This is a genomic window from Gillisella vitis (assembly GCF_021559775.1).
GTDB classification, from domain to species: domain Bacteria; phylum Pseudomonadota; class Alphaproteobacteria; order Rhizobiales; family Rhizobiaceae; genus Allorhizobium; species Allorhizobium ampelinum.
The window spans coordinates 1,288,513-1,304,367 of sequence record NZ_CP056047.1; the positions used below are offsets into that span (position 1 = coordinate 1,288,513).

Sequence of the window (15,855 nt, forward strand, 5' to 3'; positions counted from 1 at the left end):
ATCCTCCCATGAGCGCCACTCTCGTCGTTTTCAATGCCCGCAATGGTCTCGGTGATCCCGTTGATATCGTTATTGCCGAGTCTACAATTGCCGCTATCGGCCCGGCGGCGGGTGAGGGCGTTTCAACGGAAAAACCGCGCATCGATGCTCGTGGCGGTCTGGTCCTGCCGGGCCTGGTCGATGGTCATGTGCATCTGGATAAGACGCTGATCGGCATGCCGTTCATTCCCCATATTCCCGGAGGCACGGTCGCCGAGCGGATCCGGGCCGAAAAAGCGCTGCGCCGCTCGCTGCCTTTGCCGGTCGAGGTGCGTGGGGCTAAGCTGCTGGAGAAGATGGCCACCTATGGCACCGTCGCCTGCCGTAGCCATGCCGATATCGATACGGAAGTCGGGTTGGCAGGGCTAGAAGCCATATTGTCCCTGAAGCAAAGCCATGCTCATCTGGTCGATATTCAGACAGTGGCGTTTCCACAGTCCGGCGTGCTGGCCGATCCCGGCACTGCTGATCTGCTGGAGCAGGCGGTCAAGGCGGGTGCGGACCTGATCGGTGGTCTTGATCCAGCCGGGATAGATGATGACATTACCGGCCACCTGAACGCGATTTTTGCTATCGCCGGACGTCACGGCGTGGGGGTGGATCTGCATCTACACGATCCGGGCCCGCTCGGGGCTTTCGAAATCCGCCAGATCGCCAAGCGCGCTCTGGCACATGGGCTTCAGGGCAAATGCGCCGTCAGTCATGCCTATTGCCTGGGCGCGCTGGATGATATGGATTTCGGGCGCACAGCAGAAGCGCTGGCGCGCGCCGATGTGGCGATCATGACCACCGGCCCCGGCGATACCAGCATGCCGCAGATCAAGCGGCTGAAAGCTGCGGGCGTGCGGGTGTTTTCCGGCAATGACAATATCCGCGATGCCTGGTCGCCGCTCGGCAATGGCGATCTTTTGGAGCGGGCGAGCATTCTCTGCGACCGGCAGAACTTTCGCGCCGATGCCGACCTTGAACATGCTTTCGCGCTTGTCAGTACCCTCTCGGCTGAGGTTTTAGGACGCAGCAATGCGACACTCGGCAAAGGGTGTCCCGCCGATTTCATCATTCTGCCGGTTGCCTCGATTGCCGAAGCAGTGGCGGCGCGTCCGATGGAGCGCATGGTATTTAAGGCAGGTGTGCTGGTTGCCAGCAATGGCAATCTCGTCGCCTCATGACTGTCATCCGTGCATGGGATATTGGTTGCGGGTGGGAATAAATTTCATGCGGCAGAGACGGATGATGGGTCAGTCGGAAAGGAAAATGAAAACGCATGGCGATTGATTTCGTGTTGCGCCGCGCCAGGCTGCCATTGTCGGCGCAGCCGCTGGACATCGCCTTTGAGGCGGGGCGGATCGTTGCGCTGGAAGCGGATTTCCGCTGTGATGCGCCGCAAGAGGATGCGGCAGGCCGGTTGGTCTGCGCCGGGTTGATCGAAACCCATCTGCATCTCGACAAGGCAGGGATCATCGGGCGCTGCCGGGTGTGTAGCGGAACGCTGGCGGAAGCCGTGTCGGAGACCTCGAAAGCCAAGCAGGCCTTTACCGAGGAAGATGTCTATGCCCGCGCCGCCGATGTCGTGGAACGGGCCATCGTCCAAGGCACGACCCGGATCAGGACCTTCGTGGAAATCGATCCGCGCGCGGGTTTCCGGTCGTTTTCGGCGATCCGCAAGCTGAAGACCGATTACGCCCATCTGGTCGATATCGAAATCTGCGCTTTTGCCCAGGAAGGGTTGACCAATGAGCCGGAAAACGAGCGGATGCTGGAAATCGCCCTGTCGCAAGGGGCCGATTTGATTGGTGGCTGCCCTTACACCGATCCAAGGCCCGCCGAGCATATTTCCCGTATTTTCGAGCTCGCGCAACGCTTCGATGTGCCTGTCGATTTTCACCTTGATTTCGATCTCGATCCTTCCGGGTCCAACCTGCCGACGGTCATTGCCCAGACGCTGGCGCGTGGCTATCAAGGCAAGGTGTCCGTTGGCCATGTCACCAAGCTTTCCGCAATTTCTCCCGACGAAGTGGAGCGGGTGGCAAAGCAATTGGCCGAGGCGGGTATTACCGTGACGGTTCTGCCCGCCACCGACCTGTTTCTGACCGGTCGGGATATCGATCATCTTTGCCCAAGGGGAGTTGCTCCGGCGCATCTTCTGGCCCGCCAGGGGGTGAATGTCACCATCTCCACCAATAATGTTCTCAACCCGTTTACGCCGTTTGGCGATGTCTCGCTGATGCGCATGGCCAATCTCTACGCCAATGTTGCCCAACTGGCGACGCCTGCGGATCTGAACCAGGTCTTCGAGATGATCACTCGCTATCCGGCCCGGCTGATGGGGCTGGATGAACAGCTTAAGGTTGGGGCTGTGGCTGATCTTGTCCTGTTTGATGCCGTCTCAGGTGCCGAGGCCGTGGCGACGATTGCACCGGCGGTTACTGGTTGGAAAAACGGTGTGAAGACGTTCGAACGCAAGCCGCCGCAGCTCTATCGGTAACGTCGGAATGTCAGCACGCGGTCATCTCTCCGTCATGTTTGCGTGCTGATGTCCGCCCGACTTTCTATCGGGAATTTACTTTCTATTTCAGGAGTTTGCATGCGTTTGTTGTTCCTGCCAGCTGTGGTTGCTGCCATGACCGTTTCTTACCCGAGCCTTGCCGCCGCGCCCGCCTCCTGGCCGGATACGCCTGTGTCGCGGTTGCAGGCATTGGCCGTATTGCAAACGCTGAATGCCGACCTGCTGAGCCATGACAGTGCCACGCTGACGCTGGACCGCTGGTGCAGCACCCATAAGCTGGCGGATGGAGCAAAAATCACAGCAGAGCGGGTAAAGGATGTCGACAAGCCCGCCACGGGAGAGATTCGCGCCGCCCTCAAGGTCGCGGATGGTGACAAGGTCGGCTATCGCCGGGTGCGATTGAAATGCGGCGACCGTATCCTGTCCGAAGCCGACAACTGGTATGTGCCGGCCAGGCTGACGGATGACATGAACAAGGTGCTCGACACGACGGACGGTGCGTTCGGTCGTGTGGTGCAGCCTTTGCATTTCCAGCGGCACACGATATCCGCCGAGCTTTTGTGGAAGCCATTGCCGGACGGATGGGAGATGGGCAGTGTGGTGCCACCGGCCAGCGGCGATCCCTTGTCGGTGCCTGAATATGTTCTCCAGCACAAGGCATTGCTGAGTGTGCCGGATGGAACGCCGATCAGCATGGTGGTGGAAACCTATCGCCACGACCTGCTTGATTTTACGCCGCCGAAGCTCGATACCAACTAATGTCTCCGCTCCATAGTGAGTTTTTAGCATGTCGAATACAAATGCCCGTCTTGTCGATCATCTGGTGCTTCCGGTGGAAACGCTGGAGGCGGCGCGAAGCCGCCTGACCGCTCTTGGCTTTACAGTCGCACCGGATGGGCACCATCCCTTCGGCACGGTCAATGCTTGCCTATTCCTGGCTGATGGGATCTATCTGGAGCCCTTGGCGATCAACGACCATGAGGCTGTGGACGCAGCCATTGCCAAGGGCAATGTCTTCATCGCGCGTGATCGCACCTTCAGGCAAGTGTGTAGCCAGGGTCTCTCGGCGATTGTTACCGCATCGCAGGACGCCAAGGCGGATCATGCGGCCTTTGTCGCGGCCGGGATGACAGGTGGCGACATGCTGGAATTTTCAAGGCCCATGCGGCTGCCGGATGGGAGCGAGACTGTTGCCCGCTTTCACCTTGCCTTTTCAGCGCGGGAGGTTGAGCCGTTCTTTCTGTTTGCCTGCGAGCGGGTCAATCCGTTGCCCGCTGACAGGAAAGCGCTCGAAACCCATGCCAATGGCGTCGTCGGTTTGACGCGGGTGTTTTTCTATGCGCCGAAGCCAGCGCTTTATGCCAGTTGGTTACAAACCATATTGGGCGTAGCAGCCAGAGAGACCACCAATGGATTGGCCTTCGACGCCGCCAATCTGTCGATAGAAATCATTTCCGGCGAGACGAAGAACAAGGCCCTGGTGGCCGAGGCACTGGTGTTTACGGTTGCTGATCTTGAGGTGACAGCGGCGGTTCTGGCTGCTAATGGCGTTGCCCATGAGAGACTAGCGGGCGGCATTACCGTCCCGGCCGCGCCCGGACAGGGCGTTGCCTTTCTGTTTGAGGAGAATACGCCATGACCGCTTCTGCCCTGCCGAATGCAACCGTCACCATTGGCGAAGGCGCCAAGACGGTCTCCTTCTCCAACAGTGCGAAAATTTCGCTGATCTGCGGTCCCTGCCAGATGGAAAGCCGCGAGCACGCCTTCATGATGGCGGGCGGGATCAAGGAAATCTGCGACAAACTCGGCATTGGCCTTGTCTATAAATCCTCCTTCGACAAGGCAAACCGCACCTCGCTGAAAGCTGGGCGCGGCATTGGCATCGAGCAGGGTCTGGCGATTTTTGCCGACCTTAAAAAGGAATTCGGCTTTCCTGTCCTGACAGACATTCACAGCGAAGACCAGTGCGCCGAAGTGGCTGAAGTGGTCGATGTGTTGCAGATCCCGGCCTTCCTGTGCCGCCAGACCGATCTTCTGATTGCTGCGGCGAAGACCGGGAGGGCGATCAATGTCAAGAAGGGTCAGTTTCTGGCGCCCTGGGACATGAAAAATGTCATGGAAAAAATTACCCTCTCGGGCAATCCCAATGTGATGCTCTGCGAGCGCGGCGCTTCCTTCGGTTATAACACGCTGGTCTCCGACATGCGCTCGCTGCCGATCATGGCAGGCATGGGTGCGCCGGTGATCTTCGATGCCACGCACTCGGTACAGCAACCGGGCGGGCAGGGCGGCTCGACCGGTGGCCAGCGCGAATTCGTCGAAACACTGGCGCGCGCCGCAGTGGCCGTTGGTGTGGCGGGCCTCTTCATCGAATCGCATCAGGACCCAGACAATGCCCCGTCCGATGGTCCCAATATGGTTTACCTGAAGGACCTTGAGCGTTTGCTGGAAAAGCTGTTGGCGTTTGACGCCGTCACCAAGGCGGCCTGACCTGGACCATGTCATTGTAATTTTCAATTCATCGGCTAAGACAGGGCGAACAGAGCCTTGTTCAGCCTTTACAGCAGGGAGTGACCATGACCGCTATTACCGACATTATTGCCCGCGAGATTCTCGACAGCCGCGGCAATCCGACCGTCGAAGTCGATGTCTATCTGGAAGATGGCAGCATGGGCCGCGCTGCGGTTCCGTCGGGCGCTTCCACAGGCGCCCATGAAGCCGTTGAGCTGCGCGATGGCGGCAAGCGTTATCTGGGCAAGGGCGTCGAAAAGGCGGTCGAAGCCGTCAACAGCGAAATCTATGACGCCATCGGCGGCCATGACGCTGAAAACCAGATCCAGATCGACACGATCATGCGCGAGCTGGACGGCACGCCAAACAAGTCGCGCCTCGGTGCCAACGCCATTCTCGGCGTGTCGCTGGCCGTGGCCAAGGCCGCTGCCGAAGCCTCCGGCCTGCCCCTCTATCGCTATGTCGGTGGTCCGAACGCCCGCATCCTGCCTGTGCCAATGATGAACATCATCAATGGCGGCGCGCATGCCGACAACCCGATCGACTTCCAGGAGTTCATGATCATGCCTGTCGGCGCGGACAATATCCGTGATGCCGTGCGCATGGGCTCTGAGGTGTTCCATACGCTGAAGAAGGAACTCTCGGCACAGGGCTTCAACACCAATGTCGGTGATGAAGGTGGCTTCGCACCGGGCTTGAAAAGTGCGCCGGAAGCTCTTGATTTCATCATGAAATCGATTGAGAAGGCTGGCTACCGCCCAGGCGAAGACATGTATCTGGCGCTCGACTGCGCTTCGACCGAATTCTTCAAGGACGGCAAATACGTTCTGGAAGGCGAAGGCCGGACGCTGGAGCCGGAAGCCATGGCGGAATATCTGGCTGAACTGGCTGCCAAATACCCGATCATCTCCATCGAAGACGGCATGGGCGAAGACGATTGGGACGGCTGGAAATACCTGACCGACAAGATCGGTGCGACGACCCAGCTGGTTGGCGACGACTTGTTCGTCACCAACTCCGCCCGCCTGCGCGACGGTATCCGCATGGGTGTCGCTAACTCGATCCTCGTCAAGGTCAACCAGATCGGTTCGCTGTCGGAAACGCTGGATGCCGTTGAGACCGCGCACAAGGCCGCCTATACCGCCGTCATGTCGCATCGTTCCGGCGAAACCGAAGACTCGATCATTGCCGACCTGTCGGTTGCCACCAATTGCGGGCAGATCAAGACCGGCTCACTGTCGCGTTCCGACCGGCTGGCCAAGTACAACCAGCTGATCCGCATTGAGGAACTGCTGGGACCGCAGGCCGCTTATGCCGGTACGTCCATTCTGAAGGCCTGATGCCGCTGGCGGAGCCGCTCGTTCCGCAACCGCCCTTCTCTCAAGCCCGCGCCGCGCAAACGGTGCGGGCTTTTTGCATTGAGGGGATGCCGAACTTTTTCGTAACAAGGTCAATACTCGGTTAAGCAAATGGCTCTAATGTCTCTGCAAAGATGTTGTGCGTTGCAAGGCCAAATCGAGAATGTGGACACGTCACCATAAGAACCGTAAATTTGGACGCCTGGTGCTTCCTGCCGTTACCATCGCCTTTATCGGCTATTTCGGCTATCACAGCATTCATGGTGATTACGGATTGAAGGCCGGTGAGCATTTCGATGTGGTGCGGGCCGAGCGCAGCAAGGAACTGGCAGCGCTCATTCACGACCGCAAAAAGCTGGAAACTCAAGTAAAACTGCTCAGCGACGGCTCGCTTGAACGCGATATGATCGATGAAAAAGCCCGATATCAGCTGAATATGTCTCGTCCTGATGAGATCGTGATTTTCAATCGCTAGTGTGGATCACATCTTTGGCGACAATGCCCGTCATATTTAGGGGATCGTTGATTAACTGAAATCAAGTTAATCGCAAAAAATTATTAAAAATCTGGTGTTTATACGGAATGGAAGGCATGCATTTAATGCATTGCGGCCTGTCCCATTCTTGCATATGGTGTGTGCCAATCAAAAACCCTTACACAACTCAGGGAGGGATGAATGGCGCCGCGCAAAAACGCGACTGCTTCGAGCCGCAAACCGGCAGCAAAGCCTGCAAAGGGCGATTTCGCTGTGGGGACGATTGAAGAATTCGACCGCGAAAAGGAGCTGAAAGCGTATCGCGAAATGCTTCTGATCCGCCGCTTCGAGGAAAAGGCCGGTCAGCTTTACGGCATGGGCTTCATCGGCGGTTTCTGTCACCTCTACATTGGCCAGGAGGCTGTCGTCGTCGGCATGCAGATGGCGCTGAAGCTCGGCGATCAAGTCATTACCGGCTATCGTGACCACGGCCATATGCTGGCCTGCGGCATGAGCGCACGCGGTGTGATGGCCGAACTGACCGGACGTCGCGGCGGCTTGTCCAAGGGCAAGGGCGGCTCCATGCACATGTTCTCCAAGGAGAAGCATTTCTACGGTGGTCACGGCATCGTCGGCGCCCAGGTGTCGCTTGGCACGGGTCTGGCCTTCGCCAACAAGTATCGTGGCAATGACAATGTCTCTCTCGCCTATTTCGGCGATGGCGCGGCCAACCAGGGCCAGGTCTATGAGAGCTTCAACATGGCGCGCCTGTGGAACCTGCCGGTGATCTATGTGATCGAGAACAACCGTTATGCCATGGGTACCTCCGTTGCCCGCGCCTCGGCGCAGACGGATTTCTCCCAGCGCGGCGTGTCCTTCAACATTCCCGGCTTCAAGGTGGATGGCATGGATGTCCGCGCCGTCAAGGCGGCTGCCGTGCAGGCGGTTGAGCATTGCCGCGCCGGCAAGGGGCCGGTCATCCTGGAAATGGAAACCTATCGCTATCGCGGTCACTCCATGTCCGACCCAGCCAAATACCGCTCCAAGGACGAAGTGCAGAAAATGCGCTCTGAGCATGACCCGATTGAACAGGTCCGGCTGCGTCTCCTGGAAAAGGGTTGGGCCAGCGAAGACGATCTCAAGCTGATCGACAAGGACGTGCGCGATATCGTCGCCGACAGCGCCGATTTTGCCCAAGCCGATCCGGAGCCGGATGCATCCGAGCTCTACACCGACATCCTGTTGTAAGCGAGAGGGAGGGTTAGCCCATGCCAATCAATATTCTCATGCCCGCCCTGTCTCCGACAATGGAGGAGGGCACGCTGTCCAAATGGCTGAAAGCCGAAGGTGATAGCGTCAAGTCCGGCGACGTGATCGCCGAAATCGAAACCGACAAGGCAACCATGGAAGTGGAAGCCGTGGATGAAGGCGTGATCGGCAAGCTGCTGATTGAAGCCGGAACCCAGAATGTCAAGGTCAACACGCCGATTGCCGTGCTGTTGCAGGATGGCGAAAGCGCGTCCGACGTTTCCGCTCCCAAGGCTGAAGAAGCAGCGGCACCAGCCGTTCCGCAGGAAGAAAAGCCGACCGAAACCGGTTCTGCTTCCGCGCCTGTTCCGGCTCAGCCGATTTCCAGCGCTGCCAGCGATCCGTCCATTCCGGCCGGAACGGAAATGGTGTCGATGACAGTGCGTGAAGCGCTGCGCGAAGCCATGGCTGAAGAAATGCGCGCCAATGACGATGTGTTCATCATCGGTGAGGAAGTGGCGGAATACCAGGGTGCCTACAAGATCACCCAGGGCCTGCTTGCCGAATTCGGCGACCGTCGCGTGGTCGATACCCCGATCACCGAGCATGGTTTTGCCGGTGTGGCCGTGGGTGCCGCCATGGCGGGCCTGCGTCCAATCGTCGAGTTCATGACCTTCAATTTCGCCATGCAGGCGATTGACCAGATCATCAACTCGGCTGCCAAGACGCTCTACATGTCCGGCGGTCAGATGGGTGCGCCCATCGTGTTCCGTGGCCCGAACGGCGCTGCGGCCCGCGTTGGTGCCCAGCACAGCCAGGACTATGCCGCATGGTATAGCCAGATCCCTGGCCTGAAGGTGATTTCGCCCTACACGGCAGCCGATGCCAAGGGCCTGCTGAAAGCCGCGATCCGCGATCCGAACCCGGTGGTCTTCCTCGAAAACGAAATTCTCTACGGTCACAGCTTTGATGTGCCGAAGCTGGATGATTTCGTTCTGCCAATCGGCAAGGCGCGGATTCACAAGACCGGCAAGGATGTCACCGTCGTGTCCTGGAGCATTGGCATGACCTATGCGACCAAGGCCGTGGAAGAGCTGACCAAGCTTGGCATCGATGTCGAACTGATTGACCTGCGCACCATCCGTCCGATGGATCTGCCGACGGTAATCGAATCGGTCAAGAAGACCGGTCGTCTGGTCGTGGTGGAAGAAGGCTATCCGCAGTCGTCCGTGGGCGATTTCGTGGCCAACCGCATTCAGCGCGAAGCCTTCGATTACCTCGATGCGCCTGTTCTGACCGTGGCTGGCAAGGACGTGCCGATGCCTTACGCGGCCAACCTTGAAAAGCTCGCTCTGCCGAATGTCGGCGAAGTGGTCCAGGCCGTTAAATCCGTCTGCTACAAATAAGGGGAGGCGAGGCATATGCCGATCAATATCACCATGCCGGCCCTCTCTCCCACGATGGAAGAGGGCAATCTGGCCAAGTGGCTGGTCAAGGAAGGCGATACCGTTAAGTCCGGCGACGTGATCGCCGAGATTGAAACCGACAAGGCAACCATGGAAGTGGAAGCGGTCGATGAAGGCGTCGTTGCCAAGATCGTCGTTGCCGCTGGCACCGAAGGCGTCAAGGTCAATGCGCTGATCGCCATTCTCGCCGCTGAAGGCGAGGATGTCTCGGCTGCTGCGGCTGGCGGCGGTGCATCTGCTCCGGCAAAGGCTGAGGCACCCAAGGGCGAAGCTCCGAAGGCCGAAACTCCCGCTGCCAAGGCGGATGCTCCTGCTGCGGCCCCCCAGGCCGCTGCTCCGGCAGCCGCCTCCGGTGACCGTGTATTCTCGTCGCCGCTTGCCCGTCGTCTCGCCAAGGAAGCCGGTCTTGATCTTAAGGCGATTTCCGGTACCGGTCCGAAGGGCCGGGTGGTCAAGAGCGACGTCGAAAAGGCTGTCAGCACCGGTGGTGCCAAGCCTGCTGCCGCTCCGGCTGCGTCTGGCGCTGCACCTGCTCCGGTGCTGGCCAAGGGCATGTCTGACGACGCCGTGCTCAAGCTGTTTGCCGAAGGTTCCTACGAGCTTGTGCCGCATGACGGCATGCGCAAGACCATCGCCAAGCGCTTGCAGGAATCGAAGCAAACCATTCCGCATTTCTACGTCTCCGTGGATTGCGAATTGGATGCCCTGCTGGCCCTTCGCGCCCAGCTCAACACCGCCGCTCCCGAAAAGGATGGCAAGCCGGTCTACAAGCTCTCGGTCAACGATATGGTCATCAAGGCCATGGCGCTGGCGCTGCGCGATGTGCCGGATGCCAACGTTTCCTGGACGGATACCAATATGGTCAAGCACAAGCATGCCGATGTCGGCGTGGCTGTGTCGATCCCGGGCGGCCTGATCACCCCGATCATCCGCCAGGCCGAGTTGAAGAGCCTGTCCGCCATTTCCAACGAAATGAAGGATCTGGGCGCACGCGCCAAGAGCCGCAAGCTGAAGCCCGAGGAATATCAGGGCGGCACAACAGCGGTCTCCAACATGGGCATGATGGGCGTCAAGAACTTCGCCGCCGTGGTCAACCCGCCGCATGCGACCATTCTGGCTGTTGGCGCTGGTGAAGAGCGCGTTGTCGTGAAGAAGGGCGAAATGAAAATCGCCAATGTCATGACCGTCACGCTGTCCACCGACCACCGTGCGGTCGATGGAGCCTTGGGTGCCGAACTTCTCGGTGCGTTCAAACGCTACATCGAAAACCCGATGGGCATGCTGGTCTGATGAAATTGGGGAAGGGTGGCTATATTCACCTTTCCCCTCTCGTTTCCGCAAGGTGGGCCACGAATGAAAACCGTTCTCGCATACGGCGACAGTCTGACCTGGGGATATGACCCAGTCGCCCTTGGCCGTCACGCCCATGAGGACCGCTGGACCAGCGTGTTGCAAAAGGCGCTTGGTCATGGTGTCAGGGTGATCGCCGAAGGTTTGAACGGGCGCACGACGGCCTATGACGATCATCTGGCGGATTGCGACCGCAATGGTGTGAGGCTGTTGCCGAGTATTCTTGAAACCCACAAGCCGCTGGATCTGGTGATCCTGATGCTGGGTACCAATGATTTGAAGCGCGGCATTCAGGGAACGGCGATTGGAGCGACTGCTGGCATCAAGCGGTTGGTCAAGCTGGTCCATCAGCATGACTGGGGTTTTGATTTCGAAGGCCCGGATGTGCTGATTGTCTCGCCTCCGCCGATCCGCGAAACCGCCAATGTGATGTTCGGAGCGATGTTCAATCATTCCATCGAAGAAGGCGGAATGCTGGCCAGCATGTACCGCGATGCGGCGGATGAGTTGGGTAGCGGCTTTTTCGATGCCGGTTCGGTGGCCAAGACCACGCCGCTGGATGGCATTCATCTCGATGCTGACAATACCCGCGCCATCGGGCGCGGTCTGGAGCCGGTGGTGCGGATGATGCTGGGCCTGTGAAGGTGTGAAGTAAAGCATCGACGGTAACGCGGGTTGATTGGAATCAAGGAATGACCATGCGGCGGGTTTAAAATGATCTTGCAACCTTGAAGGGGGAAAGATCATGTCCAACACTCCGCATGAACTGGCAGAGGAATTTCCGGAATTTGTGACCCTGATGCGGCATTTGAAGGAAACGGACGGTCATTTCGTCCGGCTGTTCGATGCCTATCACGAGATCAACCGGCAGGTTCACCGCGCTGAAACCGATATAGAGCCGCTCGACGACTTCCATATGGAAGACCTCAGGAAGAAGCGGATGCGGCTCAAGGACGAAATCTACGGGATGCTGGTTCGTCACGAACCGGAGGCCGAGACACCGGCATTATAAGCCGGTTGCGCTTCCAGTCCCGTCACGGGTTGGGCCGAAAGGCGCAACCCCAAGGAAACCGAGGAGTGGAAGCGCCCATGTCGAATGCTTATGACGTCATCATCATCGGGTCCGGCCCTGGCGGCTATGTGACTGCGATCCGTGCAGCCCAGCTTGGCCTGAAAATCGCCATTGTCGAGCGCGAGCATCTTGGCGGCATCTGCCTCAACTGGGGCTGTATCCCCACCAAGGCGCTGCTGCGGTCGGCGGAAATTCTCGATCACGCCAATCACGCCAAGAGCTACGGCCTGACGCTGAACGGCACCATGACCGCCGATGTGAAAGACGTTGTTGCCCGCTCACGCGGCGTATCGGCCCGCCTCAACGGCGGCGTTGCCTATCTGATGAAGAAGAACAAGATCGATGTGATCTGGGGTGAAGCCAAGCTCACCAAGCCAAACGAGATCGTCGTCGGCGCATCGTCCAAGCCTGCCGTGCAGCCGCAAAATCCGGTTCCGAAGGGCGTGTTGGGTGAGGGCACCTATACTGCCAAGCATATTATCGTTGCCACTGGTGCCCGTCCGCGCGCACTTCCTGGCATTGAGCCGGATGGCAAGCTGATCTGGACCTATTTCGAGGCGATGAAGCCGGATTTCATGCCGAAATCCATCGTCGTGATGGGCTCTGGCGCCATCGGCATCGAATTCGCCTCTTTCTACCGCTCCATGGGCGTGGATGTGACGGTGGTTGAGCTGATGGCCAATATCATGCCGGTCGAGGACGTGGAAATCTCCACCATCGCCCGCAAGGCGCTGGAAAAGCGCGGCCTGAAGATCATCACCGAGGCCAAGGTTTCCAAGGTCGAAAAGGGTACCAATTCCATAACCGCCCATGTCGAGACCAAGGATGGCAAGGTGCAGCAGATCACCGCTGACCGGCTGATCTCGGCTGTCGGCGTGCAGGGCAATATCGAAAATCTCGGTCTGGAAGCTTTGGGCGTCAAGACAGATCGTGGCTGCATCGTCATCGACGGCTATGGCAAGACCAATGTGCCGGGCCTCTATGCCATCGGCGATGTCGCCGGTCCGCCAATGCTGGCCCATAAGGCCGAACATGAAGGCGTGGTCTGCATCGAGAAGATTGCCGGTCTGCCGCATGTTCATCCCATGAACAAGTCTCTGATCCCTGGCTGCACCTATTGCAATCCGCAGGTCGCCTCCGTCGGTCTCACCGAAGCCAAGGCCAAGGCCGAGGGCCGCGAGATCCGCGTTGGTCGCTACAATTTCAACGCCAATGGCAAGGCCATCGCGCTTGGCGAAGACAATGGCATGATCAAGACGATCTTCGACAAGAAGACCGGCGAATTGATCGGCGCGCATATGGTTGGCGCGGAAGTGACCGAGTTGATCCAGGGCTTCGTGGTCGCCATGAACCTGGAGACGACAGAAGAAGAGCTGATGCACACCATCTTCCCGCATCCGACCCTGTCGGAAATGATGAAGGAAAGCGTGCTTGATGCGTATGGCAAGGTGCTGAACGCCTGACGCAGCGGACAGTGACATTGCGAGACATTGCCCGGCTCGCTATATAGGGGCGGGCAACAGAGGATAGACGATGGAAAATGTGGGCTGGTTGACGGCGATCTTCGTGGGTGGTCTGGCCGGATGGCTGGCAGGCAAGTTGATGGACATGCGCTTCGGCATTTTCATGAACATTGTCATCGGCATTATCGGCTCGGTCATCGCCAATGCCATCTTCCGGCGCTTTGACATTTTCGTCGCCAGCGATTGGGTTGGCTATCTGATTACCAGCTTTATCGGTGCTTGCATTCTGCTGTTCGTCGCCAAGCTGGTGCGGAAATAAATACTTAAAAGCCGCTCATCGGCGGCAAAGGAAACACGATGGTTACCATCCTCGATAGAACCAAGCCGGACGACAAGCGCATCCGCCACCCGGAAAAGGCTCACAAGCCGGATACCGAAGTGCTGCGCAAGCCGGAATGGATCAGGGTGAAGGCTCCGACCTCCAAGGGCTATCAGGAAACCCGCGAACTGGTGCGCTCCCACAAGCTGGTCACCGTCTGCGAAGAAGCTGGCTGCCCGAATATAGGCGAGTGCTGGGAAAAGAAGCACGCCACCTTCATGATCATGGGTGAGATTTGCACCCGCGCCTGCGCCTTCTGCAATGTGGCGACCGGCAAGCCGAATGCGCTTGACCGCGAAGAGCCTGCCAATGTGGCCAAGGCCGTGCGCCAGATGGGCCTGTCGCATGTGGTCATCACGTCCGTAGACCGCGACGACCTGGCCGATGGCGGTGCCGAGCATTTCGAACAGGTTATCTGGGCGATCCGCGAAGCTTCGCCCGCCACGACCATCGAAATCCTGACCCCGGACTTTTTGAAAAAGCCTGGTGCGCTGGAGCGTGTCGTTGCTGCAAAGCCAGACGTCTTCAACCATAATATGGAAACCGTTCCAGGCAATTACCTTACCGTGCGTCCGGGCGCCCGCTACTTCCACTCGGTGCGGCTGTTGCAGCGGGTCAAGGAACTCGATCCGACAATGTTCACCAAATCCGGCATCATGGTCGGCCTTGGCGAAGAGCGCAACGAAGTGCTGCAATTGATGGATGACCTGCGCACCGCAGACGTGGATTTCCTGACCATCGGCCAATATCTCCAGCCGACCCGCAAGCACCACAAGGTGGAACGCTTCGTGACGCCGGAAGAATTCAAGTCCTATGAGGATATCGCCTATACCAAGGGCTTCCTGATGGTTGCTTCCAGCCCGCTCACCCGCTCCTCCCACCATGCCGGTGACGATTTTGCCCGGCTGAAGGCCAACCGAGAAAAGAAGCTGCTGGCGGCTGCGGAGTAACGCGCTCAGGGTAAAGGATGGGTCATTTGGCGAGCGTGAGGCGGTTCAGGATCTCGCTCAGGATTGCCGGTGATGATCTTGATCCAGATGAAGTCACCAGCCTTCTGGGCATTGCGCCGTGTTTTGCCTATCGTAAGGGAGATCAGTGGAAAACTCCGAAAGGTAATCCGCTGATTGGCAGAACCGGCCTTTGGACTTTTCATGTCGATGACTTCGAAACGGATGATTTTGAAGAGGCGATTTTCGACCTCCTGTCGAGAGTACCGGTAACTCCTGACGTGTTTCGGACGCTTGCCAGCAGGTTCAAGGTGGAGCTTTTTTGCGGTCTCTTTCTTGATGAGTATAATGCAGGCTTGGGACTATCGCCGGCTGTCATGAAGCTGTTGGCTCAGCATGAAATATCCCTTGATCTTGATATGTACTCCTTTTCCGGCTCGGAGGAGGAAAACTGAGAGCGGCGGCATGGTTTTTTACGTCGAAGATTTCAATGATGCTGCTGTTATGTGTCGGGATGCCAAGCGCATCTGCGTGGTCGGCTGCTCCGGCAGCGGCAAGAGCAAACTATCGCAAATTTTGTGTCAGCGGCTGGGCCTCGATTATATCTCCATGGATCGCGACGTCTTCTGGCTACCCGGTTGGAAGCTACGGCCCAGGCCGGAAGCGATTGAACTGATGCAACAGTTTGTCGCCGGTGAGCGGTGGATTATCGACGGCAACAGCCCCTGCAGCCTGGCAGTCCGGCTGGCGCGTGCCGATATGGTCATCTGGATGCGTCCGCCGCGCCGTGTTTCGATCTACGGTGTTCTGTCGCGTTGGCTGAAACATCGCGGCACGGTCAGGCCAGAGATGGCGCCGGGATGTCCTGAAAAGATCGATTGGCCGTTTCTTCAATATGTCTGGAATTTCGAGGCGCGCGAAGTACCGCAATTTCAGACACAGTTTGAAAATGCGCGGGCCGATCTGCCGGTCGTCGTTCTCAGGTCGCACCGGCAGACAAATGAGTTTTTAACGGCTTTAGACGGGTGCCAGCGGAGGTAG

General features: G+C 58.3%; 17 protein-coding genes. All 17 read left to right on the forward strand.

All coding sequences use genetic code 11. From position 1 onward, the window contains the following. Positions 1-8 precede the first annotated feature (8 nt). The 17 genes from AVCG78_RS06075 to AVCG78_RS06155 all read left to right on the forward strand — a co-directional run bounded on the left by AVCG78_RS06075 (position 9) and on the right by AVCG78_RS06155 (position 15,855). A complete protein-coding gene (locus AVCG78_RS06075) occupies positions 9-1,208 on the forward strand; it encodes an amidohydrolase (RefSeq protein ID WP_071585098.1) in 1,200 nt (399 codons plus the stop codon). 95 nt (positions 1,209-1,303) lie between these two features. After that, entirely contained in the window at positions 1,304-2,524 is a 1,221-nt protein-coding gene (locus AVCG78_RS06080) for an amidohydrolase family protein (RefSeq protein ID WP_071206712.1), read from the forward strand. A 99-nt stretch (positions 2,525-2,623) separates the two neighbouring features. After that, entirely contained in the window at positions 2,624-3,304 is a 681-nt protein-coding gene (locus AVCG78_RS06085; RefSeq protein ID WP_071585100.1) for a GntR family transcriptional regulator, read from the forward strand. Positions 3,305-3,332: 28 nt separating this feature from the next. Beyond that, a complete protein-coding gene (locus AVCG78_RS06090) occupies positions 3,333-4,184 on the forward strand; it encodes a VOC family protein (RefSeq protein WP_071585101.1) in 852 nt (283 codons plus the stop codon). Then, a complete protein-coding gene (gene kdsA / locus AVCG78_RS06095) occupies positions 4,181-5,035 on the forward strand; it encodes a 3-deoxy-8-phosphooctulonate synthase (protein ID WP_070150871.1) in 855 nt (284 codons plus the stop codon). The genes AVCG78_RS06090 and kdsA overlap by 4 nt, the downstream gene beginning before the upstream one ends. An 86-nt stretch (positions 5,036-5,121) precedes the next feature. Further along, positions 5,122-6,396, forward strand: coding sequence for a phosphopyruvate hydratase (gene eno / locus AVCG78_RS06100; protein ID WP_015915924.1), 1,275 nt, complete (start codon positions 5,122-5,124; stop codon positions 6,394-6,396). A 181-nt stretch (positions 6,397-6,577) separates the two neighbouring features. Continuing rightward, positions 6,578-6,889 (forward strand): FtsB family cell division protein, encoded by a 312-nt coding sequence (locus AVCG78_RS06105; protein ID WP_015915925.1) that lies wholly within the window; start codon positions 6,578-6,580, stop codon positions 6,887-6,889. A 201-nt stretch (positions 6,890-7,090) separates the two neighbouring features. Next, positions 7,091-8,137 (forward strand): pyruvate dehydrogenase (acetyl-transferring) E1 component subunit alpha, encoded by a 1,047-nt coding sequence (gene pdhA, locus AVCG78_RS06110; protein WP_071206709.1) that lies wholly within the window; start codon positions 7,091-7,093, stop codon positions 8,135-8,137. 20 nt (positions 8,138-8,157) lie between these two features. Further along, the gene (locus tag AVCG78_RS06115; protein ID WP_071206708.1) at positions 8,158-9,543 is read left to right on the forward strand and encodes a pyruvate dehydrogenase complex E1 component subunit beta; all 1,386 of its coding nucleotides are present in this window, start codon (positions 8,158-8,160) and stop codon (positions 9,541-9,543) included. Between the two features lie 15 nt (positions 9,544-9,558). Next, the gene (locus AVCG78_RS06120) at positions 9,559-10,893 is read left to right on the forward strand and encodes a pyruvate dehydrogenase complex dihydrolipoamide acetyltransferase (RefSeq protein WP_015915928.1); all 1,335 of its coding nucleotides are present in this window, start codon (positions 9,559-9,561) and stop codon (positions 10,891-10,893) included. 63 nt (positions 10,894-10,956) lie between these two features. Then, a complete protein-coding gene (locus AVCG78_RS06125) occupies positions 10,957-11,595 on the forward strand; it encodes an SGNH/GDSL hydrolase family protein (protein WP_071206706.1) in 639 nt (212 codons plus the stop codon). Between the two features lie 103 nt (positions 11,596-11,698). Then, a complete protein-coding gene (locus tag AVCG78_RS06130; protein WP_015915930.1) occupies positions 11,699-11,965 on the forward strand; it encodes a YdcH family protein in 267 nt (88 codons plus the stop codon). 77 nt (positions 11,966-12,042) lie between these two features. Next, positions 12,043-13,488, forward strand: coding sequence for a dihydrolipoyl dehydrogenase (gene lpdA, locus AVCG78_RS06135; RefSeq protein WP_071585102.1), 1,446 nt, complete (start codon positions 12,043-12,045; stop codon positions 13,486-13,488). Between the two features lie 70 nt (positions 13,489-13,558). Beyond that, positions 13,559-13,807: a GlsB/YeaQ/YmgE family stress response membrane protein gene (locus AVCG78_RS06140; RefSeq protein ID WP_015915932.1), complete on the forward strand. Its 249-nt coding sequence runs from the start codon at positions 13,559-13,561 to the stop codon at positions 13,805-13,807. A 38-nt stretch (positions 13,808-13,845) separates the two neighbouring features. Beyond that, on the forward strand, positions 13,846-14,817 hold the full coding sequence (gene lipA, locus AVCG78_RS06145) for a lipoyl synthase (protein ID WP_015915933.1): 972 nt from the start codon (positions 13,846-13,848) through the stop codon (positions 14,815-14,817). Positions 14,818-14,852: 35 nt separating this feature from the next. Beyond that, positions 14,853-15,269, forward strand: a complete 417-nt coding sequence (locus AVCG78_RS06150) for a DUF4279 domain-containing protein (protein WP_234796172.1) — start codon at positions 14,853-14,855, stop codon at positions 15,267-15,269. Between the two features lie 10 nt (positions 15,270-15,279). Beyond that, the gene (locus AVCG78_RS06155; protein WP_071206704.1) at positions 15,280-15,855 is read left to right on the forward strand and encodes a P-loop NTPase family protein; all 576 of its coding nucleotides are present in this window, start codon (positions 15,280-15,282) and stop codon (positions 15,853-15,855) included.

Excerpts from the sequence above, each read along its gene's own strand:
- AVCG78_RS06155 (WP_071206704.1), top strand. The coding sequence starts at position 15,280 with ATGGTTTTTTACGTCGAAGATTTCAATGATGCTGCTGTTATGTGTCGG.
- AVCG78_RS06080 (WP_071206712.1), top strand. The coding sequence starts at position 1,304 with ATGGCGATTGATTTCGTGTTGCGCCGCGCCAGGCTGCCATTGTCGGCG.
- AVCG78_RS06105 (WP_015915925.1), top strand. The coding sequence starts at position 6,578 with ATGTGGACACGTCACCATAAGAACCGTAAATTTGGACGCCTGGTGCTT.
- AVCG78_RS06075 (WP_071585098.1), top strand. The coding sequence starts at position 9 with ATGAGCGCCACTCTCGTCGTTTTCAATGCCCGCAATGGTCTCGGTGAT.
- AVCG78_RS06115 (WP_071206708.1), top strand. The coding sequence starts at position 8,158 with ATGCCAATCAATATTCTCATGCCCGCCCTGTCTCCGACAATGGAGGAG.
- AVCG78_RS06085 (WP_071585100.1), top strand. The coding sequence starts at position 2,624 with ATGCGTTTGTTGTTCCTGCCAGCTGTGGTTGCTGCCATGACCGTTTCT.
- eno (WP_015915924.1), top strand. The coding sequence starts at position 5,122 with ATGACCGCTATTACCGACATTATTGCCCGCGAGATTCTCGACAGCCGC.
- lpdA (WP_071585102.1), top strand. The coding sequence starts at position 12,043 with ATGTCGAATGCTTATGACGTCATCATCATCGGGTCCGGCCCTGGCGGC.
- AVCG78_RS06140 (WP_015915932.1), top strand. The coding sequence starts at position 13,559 with ATGGAAAATGTGGGCTGGTTGACGGCGATCTTCGTGGGTGGTCTGGCC.
- pdhA (WP_071206709.1), top strand. The coding sequence starts at position 7,091 with ATGGCGCCGCGCAAAAACGCGACTGCTTCGAGCCGCAAACCGGCAGCA.
- lipA (WP_015915933.1), top strand. The coding sequence starts at position 13,846 with ATGGTTACCATCCTCGATAGAACCAAGCCGGACGACAAGCGCATCCGC.
- AVCG78_RS06130 (WP_015915930.1), top strand. The coding sequence starts at position 11,699 with ATGTCCAACACTCCGCATGAACTGGCAGAGGAATTTCCGGAATTTGTG.
- AVCG78_RS06090 (WP_071585101.1), top strand. The coding sequence starts at position 3,333 with ATGTCGAATACAAATGCCCGTCTTGTCGATCATCTGGTGCTTCCGGTG.
- AVCG78_RS06120 (WP_015915928.1), top strand. The coding sequence starts at position 9,559 with ATGCCGATCAATATCACCATGCCGGCCCTCTCTCCCACGATGGAAGAG.
- kdsA (WP_070150871.1), top strand. The coding sequence starts at position 4,181 with ATGACCGCTTCTGCCCTGCCGAATGCAACCGTCACCATTGGCGAAGGC.
- AVCG78_RS06125 (WP_071206706.1), top strand. The coding sequence starts at position 10,957 with ATGAAAACCGTTCTCGCATACGGCGACAGTCTGACCTGGGGATATGAC.